General features: G+C 63.2%; 16 protein-coding genes. 4 read left to right on the top strand and 12 right to left on the bottom strand.

Annotation, left to right across the window (positions count from 1 at the left end; translation table 11 throughout):
* Positions 1-35: 35 nt before the first annotated feature.
* Positions 36-773 (top strand): tetratricopeptide repeat protein, encoded by a 738-nt coding sequence (locus O2807_03370; protein MDA0999545.1) that lies wholly within the window; start codon positions 36-38, stop codon positions 771-773.
* Between the two features lie 40 nt (positions 774-813).
* Here O2807_03370 and O2807_03365 read toward each other — a convergent pair whose 3' ends face one another.
* The 8 genes from O2807_03365 to O2807_03330 all read right to left on the bottom strand — a co-directional run bounded on the left by O2807_03365 (position 814) and on the right by O2807_03330 (position 7,610).
* Complete coding sequence (locus tag O2807_03365; protein MDA0999544.1) at positions 814-1,149, bottom strand: ethylbenzene dehydrogenase-related protein; 336 nt, start codon at positions 1,147-1,149, stop codon at positions 814-816.
* Between the two features lie 9 nt (positions 1,150-1,158).
* Positions 1,159-1,581, bottom strand: coding sequence for a hypothetical protein (locus O2807_03360; GenBank protein MDA0999543.1), 423 nt, complete (start codon positions 1,579-1,581; stop codon positions 1,159-1,161).
* Between the two features lie 101 nt (positions 1,582-1,682).
* Positions 1,683-2,342 (bottom strand): 3-oxoacid CoA-transferase subunit B, encoded by a 660-nt coding sequence (locus tag O2807_03355; GenBank protein MDA0999542.1) that lies wholly within the window; start codon positions 2,340-2,342, stop codon positions 1,683-1,685.
* Between the two features lie 49 nt (positions 2,343-2,391).
* Positions 2,392-3,099 carry a 3-oxoacid CoA-transferase subunit A gene (locus tag O2807_03350; protein ID MDA0999541.1) on the bottom strand — a complete coding sequence of 236 codons (708 nt, stop codon included), beginning with the start codon at positions 3,097-3,099 and terminating at the stop codon, positions 2,392-2,394.
* A 103-nt stretch (positions 3,100-3,202) separates the two neighbouring features.
* Positions 3,203-4,102, bottom strand: coding sequence for an ABC transporter permease (locus O2807_03345; GenBank protein ID MDA0999540.1), 900 nt, complete (start codon positions 4,100-4,102; stop codon positions 3,203-3,205).
* Positions 4,092-5,039: an ABC transporter permease gene (locus O2807_03340; GenBank protein MDA0999539.1), complete on the bottom strand. Its 948-nt coding sequence runs from the start codon at positions 5,037-5,039 to the stop codon at positions 4,092-4,094. Before O2807_03340 ends, O2807_03345 begins: the two co-directional genes overlap by 11 nt.
* A gap of 34 nt (positions 5,040-5,073) precedes the next feature.
* Positions 5,074-6,660, bottom strand: a complete 1,587-nt coding sequence (locus tag O2807_03335; protein MDA0999538.1) for an ABC transporter substrate-binding protein — start codon at positions 6,658-6,660, stop codon at positions 5,074-5,076.
* A 188-nt stretch (positions 6,661-6,848) separates the two neighbouring features.
* Complete coding sequence (locus O2807_03330; GenBank protein MDA0999537.1) at positions 6,849-7,610, bottom strand: cyclase family protein; 762 nt, start codon at positions 7,608-7,610, stop codon at positions 6,849-6,851.
* Between the two features lie 157 nt (positions 7,611-7,767).
* On the opposite strand from O2807_03330, the gene O2807_03325 reads away from it, so the two are divergent.
* Positions 7,768-9,351 carry a fused MFS/spermidine synthase gene (locus tag O2807_03325; GenBank protein MDA0999536.1) on the top strand — a complete coding sequence of 528 codons (1,584 nt, stop codon included), beginning with the start codon at positions 7,768-7,770 and terminating at the stop codon, positions 9,349-9,351.
* 40 nt (positions 9,352-9,391) lie between these two features.
* On the top strand, positions 9,392-10,453 hold the full coding sequence (locus tag O2807_03320; protein ID MDA0999535.1) for a tartrate dehydrogenase: 1,062 nt from the start codon (positions 9,392-9,394) through the stop codon (positions 10,451-10,453).
* A gap of 21 nt (positions 10,454-10,474) precedes the next feature.
* Here O2807_03320 and O2807_03315 read toward each other — a convergent pair whose 3' ends face one another.
* The 4 genes from O2807_03315 to O2807_03300 all read right to left on the bottom strand — a co-directional run bounded on the left by O2807_03315 (position 10,475) and on the right by O2807_03300 (position 13,962).
* Complete coding sequence (locus O2807_03315) at positions 10,475-11,545, bottom strand: AI-2E family transporter (GenBank protein ID MDA0999534.1); 1,071 nt, start codon at positions 11,543-11,545, stop codon at positions 10,475-10,477.
* A gap of 10 nt (positions 11,546-11,555) precedes the next feature.
* Positions 11,556-12,155 (bottom strand): CDP-alcohol phosphatidyltransferase family protein, encoded by a 600-nt coding sequence (locus O2807_03310; protein MDA0999533.1) that lies wholly within the window; start codon positions 12,153-12,155, stop codon positions 11,556-11,558.
* A gap of 68 nt (positions 12,156-12,223) precedes the next feature.
* Positions 12,224-13,138, bottom strand: a complete 915-nt coding sequence (locus tag O2807_03305) for a hypothetical protein (GenBank protein ID MDA0999532.1) — start codon at positions 13,136-13,138, stop codon at positions 12,224-12,226.
* A complete protein-coding gene (locus O2807_03300) occupies positions 13,135-13,962 on the bottom strand; it encodes a pseudouridine synthase (GenBank protein MDA0999531.1) in 828 nt (275 codons plus the stop codon). Before O2807_03300 ends, O2807_03305 begins: the two co-directional genes overlap by 4 nt.
* Positions 13,963-14,096: 134 nt before the next feature.
* Between O2807_03300 and O2807_03295 the strand changes: the two genes are divergently transcribed.
* A partial coding sequence (locus O2807_03295) for a mandelate racemase/muconate lactonizing enzyme family protein (protein MDA0999530.1) occupies positions 14,097-15,201 on the top strand: 1,105 nt, incomplete at its 3' end.

Raw genomic sequence — 15,201 nt, 5'->3', positions numbered from 1 at the left:
ACGGTCTTTCCTTTCGGCTATTGAGGGATGAGAAGATGAGAGTCAAAATTTTCCGGAATCTGCTCGGGGGATGTGTTTTTTTCGCGCTGGCGGTGTATCTGTCTTCTCCTGCGCAGGCGGATCTCGCCTCCGCGCACGCGGCCTACACGCGCCGCGATCTCACCGTGGCGTTCAAGGAGTTCCGCCGCCTCGCCGAGCAGGGCAACCCGCAAGCGCAGAACATGCTCGGCTATCTGTACGACTTCGGCCTGGGGGTGGAGCATTCCTACCCCAAGGCCGTGAGGTGGTACCGGACCGCCGCCGAGAACGGCAGCGTCGCCGGGATGTACAACACGGGGATCAAGTACACCAACGGAAAAGGGATCAAGAAGAATCCCGGCGAGGCGCTGTACTGGTTCCATCAGGCCGCCGCGCACGGCGACCCGGATTCCATGATCAAAATCGGATGGATGTACACGCGGGGAGATGTCCTGCAACGGGATGACCGCGAGGCGATGCGGTGGTTCCTCCAGGCGGCGAAACAGAATCATCCGAACGCCCAGAGCTTTCTGGGGGACATGTACTACAAAGGGCGCGGCCGCCGCCGGGATTATGCGGAAGCCTTCAATTGGTACCGGCGCGCGGCGGAGCAGGGACACGTGGGGGCGCAGCGCTTTCTCGCCTGGATGTACCGGAAGGGGCGGGGCGTTTCCGCCAATCCCGAGGAAGCGCGGAAGTGGCAACAGCGGGCGGATGCGCAGCCCTACCGCAACCCCTGCAGCCCGGAATTTTAAAGTCCATTCCCGCGCACCCTTGTGAGCGCGCACCCGTTTTCTATTTCTTCAAAATAAGCTGCGTGGATCCAATCGAGTAGCTGTGGTCCACATCGCCGTCGTTGTCGTGGACCGAGAGACCGAAAGCGTGCTTTTTCCCCGGCACGAAGACGACATCGTCGGGGTGGCCGGTGTCGAGCTTCCGGCGCAGCTCCAGCGTCCACATGCCGTCCTTCCAGACGCCCTTCGCGTCGATGTCCCCGCGGCTTCCTCGGGGCGGATCGACGTGGCGCGCCAGCTCCTGAAAAAACCCCCTGTCCTGCCGACTCTTCCGAAAACCGCCGCCACGGGGGCGCGATGAGGGTAGCCCCAGAACGCCGATGATGAAGAGTGGCATTTTCTTTTTCTAGTGCGTCACCCGAATGCCGAGAAAAACGACGATCAGGGCGAGGGTGAGGTTCACCGTGAGCCACATCTTCGGGTTTTTCTTCATGCCCTCGAAGCCCTTCGAGAGCGTCAGGGCGAGGCCGATGAAGATGATGATGAGGGCGAGAGCGATTTTCACGATTAGCTCGGGCGAGATGGCCAGCCCGCCGCGGATGAGCCGGGTGATGTGATGGATCCCCGTGAGAATGAGCAGGAGAAAAGAGCCGTGCAGGATGGGGACGAACCGCTTGCGGATGCCCTGCATGAAAGCGCCGCGGTCCGCCTCGGGGAGGCCCGCCGCGTAGGGGAGCACCACAAAGCGGACAAACGCCACCCCGCCCACGGCGAGGATGGCAGAAAGGACATGGATGGTGGTGACGATGACGTTGCCCGTACTGTACATGATGGCTCCTCTTTTCATTCAGGCGGCGGCAGTGTTCCGAGAAAATATGCCGGAAGTGAGATGATCCCCCGGCGGAGCGGTGAAAGTAAAGCCGCGCGCGATCAGGGGCGCGGCGGCCTGCTCGATGCACGCGGCAAAATCCCCGGCGGCTCGGCGATGCGCAGCGCCGGCCCGCTCGCCGCCTGCACGTCCTCCGGGGAGAGCCCCTCGGCCACCTCGCGGAGGAGAGGCCCCGCATCGGTGAACTCGATCAGCGCGATGTCGGTGAAGAGCATTTTCACCACCCCGCGCGCGGTGAGCGGGTAGCTGACCGCATCGAGTATCTTGAATTCTCCTTCTTTCGTGAGATGGGTCATCATGGCGTAGACCGCCCGCGCTCCTGCGGCGAGGTCCATGGCGCCGCCGATGCCTCCCTTGCCGGCGCCGGGCACCGTCCAGTTGGCGAGATCGCCCGATGCCGATACCTGCAGCGCGCCGAGGACGGCGATGTCCACATGCCCCCCGCGGATCATGGCGAAGGATTCCGCGTGCCCGAAGATTGACGCGCCGGGAATCGTGGTTACCGGTTCGCGCGAGGCGTTGATGAGGTCCTTGTCCTCCTCACCCGCCGGCGGCCGGGGGCCGATGCCGAGGATGCCGTTTTCCGCCATGAAGAGGATCCCGCGCTCCAGGGAGACGTGGTTCGACACCAGGGAGGGATTCCCGATCCCGAGGTTGACGACGGTGCCGTCCGGTATCGCGCGCGCGACCCGGCGCGCCATCTCATCGGGCGAGAGGGCCGCCGCCGCGATCCGCGCCCTGGTTTCGTCGTCAAGTTTCCGATCGGAGGTCAAGGCTCTCTCCCTGAACAATGCGGTTCACGTAAACGCTTGGGGTGTGCACGGCCTCGGGCGCGATCTCTCCCGGCTGGACGATCTCTTCGATCTCGGCGATGGTGACAGCGGCGGCAGCGGCCATCACGGGATTGAAGTTGGCTGCCGTGCCGCGATAGGCGAGGTTTCCCATCGTGTCTGCGCGGTGCGCCTTGATGAGGGCGAAATCGCCCGGAAGGGCGTGCTCGAGCAGGGCTTCGCGCTCCCCGAAGCGGCGCACTTCCTTGCCCTCGGCCGTCGCCGTCCCGGTGCCGGTTGGTGTGTAGAAAGCCGGAATCCCGGCCCCCGCCGCCCGTATCCGCTCGGCCATCGTGCCCTGGGGGATCTGTTCAAGCTCGATCTTTCCCGCCATGTAGAGTTCCCGGAAGACGAACGCGTTTTTGTGAAACGCATAGGAGCAGATAAGCTTCCGCACCTTCCCCTGTCCGAAGAGCATCGCGAGGCCGCGCTCTCCGAATCCGGCGTGGTTGGTGACCACCGTCAGCCCGCGGACGGGGTGATCCGCCATGGCGGCCAGCAAATTCTCGGGAACGCCCACCCCGCCGAAGCCGCCGATCAAAATGACGGCGCCGTCGGGAATATCCGCGACGGCCTCCGCGGAGGAGAGATAGACCTTTCCTTTTGCGGGCGGGCGGGATGACGGCACGGAAAGAGCTCCTCTGCGAAGAGGCCGGCGCCCGGCCTCATGCCGCGGATGGGGAAAGGGTATTTTATGCGGGATTGATCCGAAAAAATCCAGCGGTGGCTTTTTATTCGATGGTGCGGGGGTCGAGTGCGTCGCGGAGTCCGTCGCCAAAGAGATTGAATCCCAGGACGGTGAACATAATGGCCATTCCCGGGGCGATGATGATGGAGGCGGTATCCTCGAGGGCGATGAGGTTTTGTTTCAGGTCGAATCCCCAGGACGGGGTGGGCGGCTGGGTGCCCAGTCCCAGGAAGGAGAGGCTCGCTTCCACCAGAATCGCAAAGGCCATCGAAAGGCTGGCCGTGACGATGATGGGAGCCAGACAGTTCGGGAGAACGTGCCGGAACAGGAGGCGGCTGTCGGATACCGAGATGGATCGGGCGCCGTCTACATAATCGAGTTCCTTCACGGCCAGAACGCTTCCGCGCACCACGCGCGCGAAGATGGGTATCCGGACGATGGCCAGGGCGATGACGACGTTGGAGGTGCTCGGCCCCAGGATCACCATGATCATGATGGCGAGCAGGAAGATCGGGAAGGCGAGGAGAAGGTCCATCAGGCGCATGACGATCATGTCGAACCAGCTGCCGTAGTAGCCGGCGCATATTCCGAGGGGGAGGCCCACCGTGAAGGCCAGCACGATCGAACCCAGCCCGATGAAAAGAGCGACGCGCGTTCCGTGAATGACGCGGCTGAACATGTCGCGACCGATGGCGTCCGTGCCGAATAGATGGGTCCAAGAAGGAGACTGAAGTCCCTCGCCCGCGGGGTTTTCGTAGGAAAACGGCGCGATCCAATTGGCGAAAGCGGCACAGAAAAGAAGAATCAGAATGATGAAAAGACCCGTCATGGCGGATTTGTTTCGCCGCAGCCTGCGCCAAAAGATGCTGAGCATTCCCGAGTCACCCGTGGCGCCCTCTGCTTCGGGCACGGCGACGCGGATGATTTCCTGTTCAAGAACCATAGCGGATCCTTGGGTTAAGGACGGCGTAGGTCAGATCGACGATCAGGTTTGTCAGAACGAACACCGTCGAGGAAATCAGGATAAACCCCATCACAGCCGGGTAATCGCGGCTGGCGATGGCGGAGATGCCGTATTGGCCGAGCCCGGGAATCGAAAAGACCGTCTCGACGACGATGGTTCCGCCGACGAGGAAGCCCACCTGGAGGCCCATCACGGTCACCACGGGGATCAGGGCGTTTTTCAGGGCATGGCGGCAGATTATGAAAATCTCGCTGACCCCTTTGGCCCGGGCCGTTGTGATGTAGTCCTGGCTGATGACCTCCAGCATGGAACTCCGGACGAGACGGGTGAGAATGCCCGCGCGCGTGAATCCCAGGGTGAAGATGGGCAGCAACATGTGGGAGAGGTGCACCCAGATTCCCGCGGACCAGGGCTGGTAGCCTTGCACAGGCAGCCAGCCCAGCAGGAGGGAGAAGAAGAGCACGAGCAGGATGCCTCCGAAGAATTCGGGTATCGAAACGCCTATCATGGCGCCCGTCATGGCCGTGTAGTCGGAGGCCGTATAGGGGCGGGTGGCGGAAACGATCCCGGCGGGGATGGCGATGAGCAGCGCCACGATCCTGGCCCCGATGATGAGTTCCCCGCTCACCAGAATGCGATCCGATATCCGCGAGAGGACGGAATCGCCGGAGAGGACCTCCTTTCCCCAGTTTCCCTGGACCAGCCGGCCGACCCAACGGACATATTGGACAACGACCGGCTGATCCAGACCGTATTCGGCGCGAATCGATTGCGCAGTGACCTCATCGTAGAAGCTGCCGAGGTAGACCTCGACCGGGTCCCCGGGGATGGCCTGCATCGAGAAAAATACGATGACCGTAATCCCGAGCAGGGTGGGGATCAGGAGCAGCAGCCTCCGGGCGATGTAAGTTCTCATGGCATGGAATCTTCCTTTACCGGCGCGGGACGAGCTACTTGTCCAGCCAGGTGTCCTTAAAGTCGAAAACCATTTTGTTCCTGAATACCCATCCCTTCACGTGGCTCCGGACGGCTTGGATGTAAGGCGAGCCGGCCAGGGCCGCGAAGTACATGTTGTCGAACATGTAGCGCTGCATCTGATGGCTGATCTCGCGCCGTTTCGCGGAGTCCATCGTGGCACGCCATTTATCGACGATCGCGTCCAGCTTCTTGTCCTTCATCATATAATAATCGAGAAACGTCTTCGAGTAGAAGGTGTGGCTGTTCGAGTTGGTGTCGAGGACCGGAACCGTGTCCTGCAGGGTCATGTCCACCACCCGCTTGCGGACGAAGATGTTGACCCACGTCGCCCGATCCACAACGCGGATGTCCATTTGAGCGCCCAACCCGGCGTAGGTCGTTTTCATGATCTGCGCGATCTCGACGAAGGTCGGGTCGGTATTGTTGATCGTCATCACGAACTTCAGCGGCTTTGATGGGCCGAAGCCGGCGGCGGCGAGCAGCTGCTTGGCTTTCGCCGGATCGAAGGGACACTCGGCCGACAGGTCGATGGCATCCGGCGAGCCGGGAGCCGAGAAAGTCACCCAAGGCACGGTGAGCCCGCGCAGCGCGGTCTTGACGATAAGCTTGCGGTTGACGCCGTAGCAGATCATCGCCCGGCGGACGCGGATATCCTTCCATGGGCCGCGCTGATTGTTGACCGGGAAGGCGAAGGTTGTCCCCGCCTTGCCCGTGTAGATATCGACGCCCTTGGTCCGCTTCAGGGTTTTGACGAGCCCTTTCGGGACGTTGAGGATCACGTCGATCTGTCCGGTGCGCAGCGCGTTCAGGCGCTGGGTCGCATCGGGCATGTAGTAGACTTCGATCCGGTCCAGATAGGGCCGGTTCTTCATGAAGTAGCCGCTGTGGCGCTCCATGATGACATGGCGTCTGGGCTTGTAGTCGACCATCTTGAAGGGGCCCGCGTAGATGGGATGTTTTCTGAAATCAACTACGCTTCTGTTGTAGGCGGTGGGCGAGACCAGCACCAGCCGCGTGAAATAGCCGGCGAGCGCAGGGAGGGTCTGTGCCTTGCCTTCGTCGCTCTGGTGGATTCGGACAGTGTACTTGTCCACCACCTCGGCTTTCGTGACTTGATACAGGTAGAGCTTGTAGCTCGAGTTGAACTTGAGCTTGGGGTTTTTCTCTCTGGCCTTTTTCAGCCAGTCGGGTACCACCCGGCCGCTGAACAGGTCAAAGTTCCACTTCACCGCGGCGGCGTCGAGCGGGGTGCCGTCGTGGAAGGTTCCTCCTTCGTGCAGGTAGAACGTAATGGTGCGCCCGTTGTTGGAGACTTCCCATCGCTTGGCGAGGTCGGGAACGATTTTGTAGTTCTCATCGAGTGTGAGCAGTCCCGCCCCCATCGTTTCCCGGTAGAACTTGATGATTGTGCCGAGAGCGGTGGTGCCGTCCAAGTGGGCGACGTTACCTTCAATCCCGATTTTCAGGGTGCCGCCCCGTTTGGCGGCTTCGCTTTCGGAGAAGACCCCGAAGGCGAGCAGAAAAACCATACATGCGATAGCCGCAACAAGCCGTTTCATTTTCATCTTCCCTCCCTTGAATTTTCTCCGCTACGGAAGCCTGTCTCCCGAACGGGAAAGCCCCTACGTTTTATCATACGGATGTGAAACTGCGATTCAGGTGAATATAGGACAATCTAGTCGATTTTTAGTGCCGGGTACAACGTGGAAGGTCCATCCGGGGGAATCTTCCCGCCCGTGCGGTCTTCCTAGTCCTCGACGATAGCGGCCGCCCGGCACCAGGCGCCGCTCGCGCCTTCGATCAGGACCGGCATGCAGGTGACCTGAAAGCCGTGGGCGCGCGGGATTTTGTCGAGCTGCCCCAGCTTTTCGATCTGGAAGTACTCCTTCTCCTTGCCCGCGTAGTGGGCCTGCCAGAAGGCGCCCTTCACCCCCGCTTTGACCTCTTTCACCATCACGGAGAAGGGAATGTCCATCCCCCAGGCGTCGATGCCGATCACCTTCACGCCCCGCTCCACCAGCCAGAGAACCGAAGCGCGCGTGAGGCCCGGCTGCATCTCCAGATACTTCGGGCTGTTGAAGTACTTGTCGTTGCCGGTGTGAATGAGACAGATGTCTTTCGGCTTGATGGTGTAACCGATCTTTTCGAGGGCGGCCTCGACATCCCCGGACTCGATCTTCTCGGCCGGCTTCTTGTGGGTGAAGTCGAGGCGGAAGGCGTCGGAGAAGAAGTGATCGAGCTCGAGCATGTCGGTCGTCCGGGCGGGCTTTCCCTCGCTCATCGGGCCGAAATGGTAGGCCGAATCGATGTGGGTGCCGGTATGTGTGAGAAGGGTGATGCGCTCCACCGCCGCCCCCAGGCCGTCGGGGAGGTCGGAAAGCTCGATGCCGAACTGGTTGCACCACTTCCGGGCGGTCTCGATGTGCCGGATGTACACGATGTCGGCGGGGGTGGTGTCGAAGGTGTTGTTCCGGATGGGCGTGCTGATGTCGATGATTTGGCGGGCCATCGTGGGCTCCTGTGAAGATTCGGTGTGGGCCATGGAAGACGATGCCCCATTCTTGACCCAATCGCACCGAAAAATCCAGGCGGGAGCCCCGCTTGCGAGCGGCGGATGGCTGCCCTAAAGTGCGGTGTCCGCAAAGCCAATCATTGGGGAGTGTTCGATGGCAAGAAAAAGCCGGAATGCACCTGGATCCGAACCCGAATCCAAATCCAAATCCAAGGGGGTGCATTTTGCCGGATCATATCTTTACCTTTCCGTTTTTCTCTCGGGCGGCTCGATTCTCGTATTGGAGATAGCGGCGGGGCGCGTCATGGCGCCCCATTTCGGCAACACACTCTTCAACTGGACGAGCATGATCGGAGTCATCCTGGCGGCGCTGAGCGTGGGCTATGCCGTGGGTGGCCGCCTCGCGGACAAGAATCCCTCCCTGAAGCTCTTCTACGGGCTCATGATCGCGGGCGCCGGCCTCGTGGCGCTGGTCCCGCCCCTGCGGCTGGCGGTACTTCCCTTGCTGGAGAGCGCCTTCAGCCTCCGCACGGGACCGGTGGTGGGCGGCCTTTTGCTGTTCGCCGCGCCGAGCGTGGCGCTCGCCGCCCTGACGCCCTTCGCCGTCCGCCTCGCCGCCCACGGAGAGGGGACACTCGGCACCGTCACCGGAAATCTTTTCACCTGGTCCACGGTGGGGAGCATCGCGGGCACGTTTCTCACCGGCTTCGTTCTGGTGCCGCTGTTCGGACTCAACGCGATTTTTCTCGCGACCGCCCTGGCGCTGGCCGCAGTGGGCGGCGGCGGGCTTTATCTTGCGAAGGGCGAGACGGGAACGAAACTTCCCCTCTGGATTTTTTATTTCGCCGGCGCCTCCCTGCTCACCGGCGCGGCCGCAACGCCGAACGTGCCGGGAAAGGGCCCGGATGTGCTTCATTTCCGCGAAAACATGTACCACACCCTCCGGATCACGGAGACTGTCCAGGGCACGAGGCGCGTGCGGCAGCTTTTCCTCGATTTTCAGCCCGAGGGTGCGATGGTGGTAGGGGACGACAGCGCGACGCATTTCGAGTACACCCGTTTTCTCTCGCTCGGCCCGGCGGCCCTGCCGGAGATCCGCCGTGCGTTTTTTCTCGGCGGGGGCGCCTTCACCATGCCCAAGGTGCTCCATCTGCTGCAGCCGGGAGCGGAGATCATCATTGCCGAGATCGACCCGGATGTCCTGGCCGCGGGGCGTCGCTTCTTCCGGCTGGGCAAGTACCCGAAGCTCCGCGTCGTGACCGGAGACGGCCGCCGGGCGCTCCGCCGGACGGAGGGGAAATTCGACTTCATCGTGGGGGACGCCTACCGGGGGCTGCGGAACATCCCGGCCCATCTCGTGACGCGCGAGTTTTTCGAGGAGGTGCGCGATCGGCTCACGCCGCAAGGGGCCTTTTTCCTCAACCTCATCGCCTTCCGCGCCGGGCCGGGGGCCGCGCTTTACGCCTCGGTCTACCGGACGATGAAAGCAGTTTTTCCGCAGGTCGTGGTGTTCAGCACCGACCCGAACGCCCCCACCGTGCCGCAGAATATTCTCCTCTTTGCGTTCCGGGAGAGTCGGCCCGGGCGGCTCCGCCGTCTCATGGAAAAACTCGCCGCCGAGCCGCGCTACCGCGACATCGCCGCGGGGCGCGTCGCGCCCCCTTCGGCTCGCATCGAGGGGCCGATCCTGACGGACAATTACGCCCCGGTGGAAAACCTGATTGCCAAGGGATTTTAGAGTTTTTTTCACGAATCAAGATTAGAAGGGAGTAAATGAAATGGCGACGCACCGCATCGCGCTGATCCCCGGGGACGGGATCGGCACCGAGGTTGTGAACGAGGGCGTCCGCGTGCTCCGCGCGCTGGAGAAAAAAGAGCGGAGCCTTCGGTTTTCCTTCACGAAGTTTCCCTGGGGAAGCGATTTTTATCACAAGACCGGAAGAATGTGCCCGGAGAACTATCTCTCGACGATCGGAAAATTCGACGCCATTCTCCTCGGCGCAGTGGGGCGGCCCGACATCCCGGATCACATCACGCTGCATCAGCTCCTCCTGCCCATCCGGCGGGGGTTCGATCTTTACGCCAACATCCGGCCCATCGTTCTTTACAAGGGACTTGAATCCCCCCTGCGGGGCTATTCGCCGGGCGATATCGACATGCTCTTTTTCCGGGAGAACGTCGAGGGCGAGTACAGCCCGGTGGGCGGGCGCCACTACGAGGGCTTTCCCGAGGAGATCGCGATCCAGAACGCTATCTTCACCCGCCGCGGCTGCGACCGGATCATCACCATCGCCTTCGAGCACGCCCTGAAGCGGAAAAAGCACGTCACCAACGTCACGAAATCGAACGCACAGGGCTACACCCTCGTTTTGTGGGACGAGGTGTTCGTCGAGGTGGCCGCCCGGCCGCGCTACAAGAAGGTGAAGACCGCGAAATACCTCGTGGACGCCGCCGCGCTCGAGTTTGTCCGCCGGCCCGAAAAGTTCGACGTGGTGGTCTCGACCAATCTCTTCGCCGACATCCTGACCGATCTCGGCGCCGGGATCGTCGGCGGCCTCGGGGTGGCCGCGAGCGCGAACATCAACCCCTCGCGGAAATACCCCGGCCTCTTCGAGCCCGTCCATGGCTCCGCCCCCGATATCATGGGCAAGGGCATCGCCAATCCGGTGGCGACGCTCTTTTCGTGTGTCATGCTGCTCGATTATCTGGGGGAGGCGAAGGCGGCCAAGCGGCTCGACGCCGCCGTCCGCGCCCATCTGGCAGGCGACGTCAAAACGCGCGATCTCGGCGGAAAGGCTTCGACGAAACAGGCCGGGAGCGATGTGATCGGCCGTTTGTAGGATTTCGCGGGCGGTGTTTCTTCAATTGCCGATGTAGTAGTCGTGCAGCGCCTCCAGGCCGACCTTGATCGCGGCCGCGAGGGGGACGGCGAGCAAAATGCCGGCGAAGCCGAGCAGTTCGCCCCCGATGAGCACCGAGGCGAGCACCACCACCGGATGCAGCCCCACCTTCCCGCCGACGACGCGGGGGATCAGATACATCCCGGCGATGGGCGAGATGATGGCGAACACGATGAGCGCCCCCAGGATGTGGAGCCAGTCCTGGTGCTGGAGGGCGGTGAGCGCCACCACCGCCGGGAGCCCGACGATCCACTCGACGTAGGGGAACATGCTGATCAGCCCGACGAAGATGCCGAGGATGAGCCAGAGCGGCACGTCGACAATAAAAAATCCGATCGAGTAGAGCACCGAAAGAATCAGGCCGACGATGAGCTGGCCCTTGATGAAGGAGCCGAGCACCTCGTCGAGCCGCTGGAGCCGCCGCCGGACCTCCCTGCGGTAGTCGGGATGGATGTAATGGAAGAACGTGTCCGAGAAAAAGCTGATGTCCCGCAGAATGTAGAACATCATGACCGGTATCAGCAGGAGGAACACGAGACCCTGGACGATGGAGATCAGCCCCCGGGTCGTCCGCAGGAGGACGCTCCCGCCCGTCTGCAGGGCGTCGAGGGGGAGTCTCCCGAGCGCGGTCAGATTTTCAGAGACGAACTTCTTTACCTCGGCGGCGGGAACAATCTGGAACCGCGTGAGAAGGCTCTCCACCCATCCCTCGAGAACCTGCAGGTAGCCGGGGAGGCGCCGCCCGAAGACGACGATCTGTCTTTCTACGAGCGGGGCCACGCTCAACCAGAGCAGCACCATGATCACGCCCAGCGCCACGATGATGAGGAGGACGCCCCCCGTCCGGGGGATGCGGCAGCGCTTCTCGAGGATGGTGGCGATCGGATTCAGCAGATAGGCGAGAATGAAAGCCGCGACGAGCGGGGTGAGCACCGCACGGGCGCTCGAGAGGATCCACACCGCGGCGATCAGCACGAGAAAGAGCCAGATGCGCTTCCAGGTGAAAAGCGGAGGTGCCGGGTTTGTATCCATGCGATCGTGCTTACCTTTCCGCCGGCTGGGCCGAATTTTGTTTCGCCGCCCTCTCACGCTGGGCCAGCATGCGCGCGCCCACGAAGAATGTGTAGTGCAGCCCCGAGATCACCGTCAGCCCTCCGGTGAGGATGTAGAGCGGGAGAAGAGGCGTCCCCGGGATTCGTGCGGCATAGGCCAGCAGTCCCGCGATGATGGAGAGCATCTGCAGGGCGGTCGTGGCTTTTCCCAGAAGCGACGGGCGCGGAGTGACAAAACCGACCGTCAGAAAGAGAACCAGGAATCCAAGGCTGATAATGACATCCCGGCTGATGACAAAGATGGAGAGCCAGGGAGGTATCTCCCCCATGCGGCCGAGAACAATATAGGCCGAGAACATGAGCAGCTTGTCGGCCATGGGGTCGAGCATGGCCCCGAGTTCGGTTTTTTCGCCGCGCCGGCGGGCGAGATGGCCGTCCACGGCGTCGGCCAGGCTCGCCAGGGCGAACACCACGAGGGCGAGGCCGGGCCGCCTGTAGACCAGGCAGATCACGAAAACCGGGATGAGCAAAATCCGGGTCACCGTAATCTTCGTCGCCACCGTCAGGCCGGTCGTTCCGTTGATTGGCATGGGCCACCGCCGTTTTTACGAAAAAACAATCAGCCGTTTCCTGGAATCCCGATCATATCACACCGAATTCAGCGGCTTCCTCCCCTCCGGGGAGGGACCGATCGGCGCACTTCGGCCACCAGGGCGAGCGCCACACCGTCGCTGGCCGCCGAGATCGCCGCATTGAAGCCCGAATCGCTTCCTCGGGGACGGATCTGGACCTGGCGTGAACGGATGGCGAGAACCGCTCCGTCGCTGACGCGGAGCACCCGGCCGTTCACCAGCCCGACATAGGAGCCGCTCCGTTCACGCTCGGCGACGGCACGGGCGGTGATCACCAGATCGCAGCGGCAGATGCCCCCCAGGGCGCGGGCGGCGTCGTTGTTCCCACGGACGGCCGCCGCAATCTGGCCGGGCGCGGCCGGCTGGCGCTGGGCGCGCGGGCTGATCGGGGTGTAGCCCGCCTGGCCGAATCGGACCATCATCCGCCGCTCCGCGGTGCTGACGCGCTCCGGGGAAAGGGGGAGGGTCGGCTGCTCGCGGCCGAGAATCTCCTCCTCCACCAGGATGAGGACGCGCACCTCTCCCGGATTCTTCGTCTGCAGCCGGAGGGAGCGCAGTACCCCGTCGATGTGCGTGTGGTTCACGACGACCTCGACCTTCACCCGCATCCGCTGGGTGGCCGGATCCGTTTTCTGCTCGAGGAGGCGGTAGCGCTGGACGAACTGTTCGCTCGTCCGCAAAAGGGCGTTTTCGATTTCTTCGTGAAATGCGGCGAAGTCCTTTTCCGCCATGTTGCCCTTGACCACCATCGTCACCGCGTTGCGGAAAGCACTCTGAAGGGCGTCCTGAAGGGCGCGCGCGAGGTTCTGGTTGAGAACGGGGGCTTCTCCCGCCACCTCTATCAGCCTTCCGCCCTGGTGACTGCTGCCCTGGGCGGTCCCGCCGGAGAAAACGGCGGCGCCGATGAAGAAGACAAGGAGGAGGAATGCCGCCCGCTTCATTTTACCGCTCGTTTTTTGCGGCTCCGCTCCGGGCGCGGGGCGGCCTTTGCCCAGCCGGCGCGGGCGGTAGATTCTTTCTCGCCCTGGGCGAGGCCGGTGATGATCCGCAGGTGGAGCAGCTCCTTCCCGTTGAGGGGACGCACTTCGCCGGGCTTGAGGCCGGAGACGTTCACCCCCCCGAAGGAGCGGCGCACCAGCTTGATGACCTGGTGCCCGGCGGCCTCGCACATCTTCTTGACATGGTGATAGCGGCCCTCGCGCAGCTCGATCCGCAGCCAGGTGTTCTGGGCCGCCTTCGTCTCAAGGGGGCGGATCTTCGCAGGCTCGGGCGGGCGCTTGCCGCGCGGGATGCTGCCTACCTTGACCATCCGGATGAGGGCCTTCTCGGCGGGCCGGCCCTTCACCTTGGCGTCGTAGATGCGCGGGATCTGGTAGCGCGGATGGGCGAGCCGGTGGGCGAGTTCCCCGTCGTTCGTGAGGAGCAGCGCTCCTTCCACATCGAAGTCGAGCCGTCCGATCGGAAAGACCCGTCGCCTCCCGGCGGGCAGGAGATCGAGCACCGTCGTCCGGCCCTTTTCCCCCTCGTCCCGCACCGCGGTGAGAACGTTTTTCGGCTTGTGCATAACGAGATAGACGGGGGGCTCGCGCCGGGTGATGAGCTTGCCGCGGACCTTGACGGCGTCCTTCTGGGGGTCGGCCTTGGCCCCGAGGGCGGTGACGCGCACCCCGTTCACCGTCACCAGGCCCTCCTCGATGAGGCGCTCGGCCTCGCGGCGCGAGGCGATCCCGGCCTGGGCGATGATCTTCTGAAGTCGGATGTCCATGGCGAACGTCTCTCGACGGCTACCGGAAAAAATTCCGGGACGGCCCCGGCGCTCGGGCGATTATAGCGGCATCCGCCGAAAGGGGGTATCGTGTTCTCCCCTCAAAGAGGAGCAGCCCAAAAACGGAGGCCCCCGTGAACGATCGCCTCACCATCATCACGATGAACGTCCAGCAGGTGCGCGTCCCGCTGCCCCGTCCGCTCGCCGTCTCGACGTTCGAGCTGCCGGGGGTGGACACCTGCTGCGTCACCCTCCGCACCCGCGAGGGGCTGGACGGCATCGGCTGGTGCTTCGCCTTCGGGCCTGAGAAGCTCCGCGCCCTCACCGCCATGGTACGCGATTCGCTCAGTGCGATCACCGGCAAGGACCCGAGGAACACGGAGGAAAACTGGGACGCCATGCGCAAGGCCGCGAGCTTCGTCGGGAGGGAGGGCGTCTCCGCCTGCGCCATCGGGGCGCTCGACACCGCCTGCTGGGACATCGCCGCCAAGGCCGCCGGCCAGCCGCTCTGGAAGTACTTGGGCGGCACAAGGCGCGAGATCCCCTGTTACGCGAGCGAGGGCCTCTGGCTGAACGCGGCGGAAGACGAGCTCAGGGAAGAAGCCGCCGCCCTCATCGCAAGCGGCCACAAAGCCCTCAAGCACCGCGTCGGCAAGGCCGATCTCCAGGAGGACGTTCGCCGCACCGCTGCCGTCCGCGAGGCCATCGGCGATAAAACCCTCATGGTGGACGCCAACCAGGGCTGGTCCGTCGCGCGCGCCAAAGAAGCCTGCGCCGCCCTGAAAGATTTCGATCTCGAATGGATGGAAGAGCCCGTGGACCACGAGGACGTGCGGGGCTGCGCCGAGGTCAGGGCTTCCAGCGCGATCCCCATCTGCCAGGGGGAGACGAACTACGGCCCGAGGGGCCACCGGCACCTCATGGCGGCGGGCGCCTGCGATGTCCTCATGGCCGATCTGCAAAGATGCGCCGGAATCACCGGCTGGTTGAAATCCGCGAAGGCGGCGAAGGCACACGGCCTCCCCATCACGCCGCACCTTTTCCACGAGGTCTCCGCCCATCTTCTGAGTGCGACGGAAGGCTCGATCTGGTGCGAGCACATGCCCTGGTGGGAGCCCGCCCTGAAGTCCCCCATGGCGCTCAAGGACGGCCACCTCATCCTCTCCGACGCCCCCGGCCTCGGAGTCGAGTGGAACCCCGAGGCTTTAAAGGAATTCGTGCATCCGGCGGGAGGGTTTT

Source organism: bacterium (assembly GCA_027622355.1).
Taxonomy (GTDB): Bacteria; UBA8248; UBA8248; order UBA8248; family UBA8248; genus JAQBZT01.
This window is presented reverse-complemented; position numbering and strand designations above follow the sequence as displayed.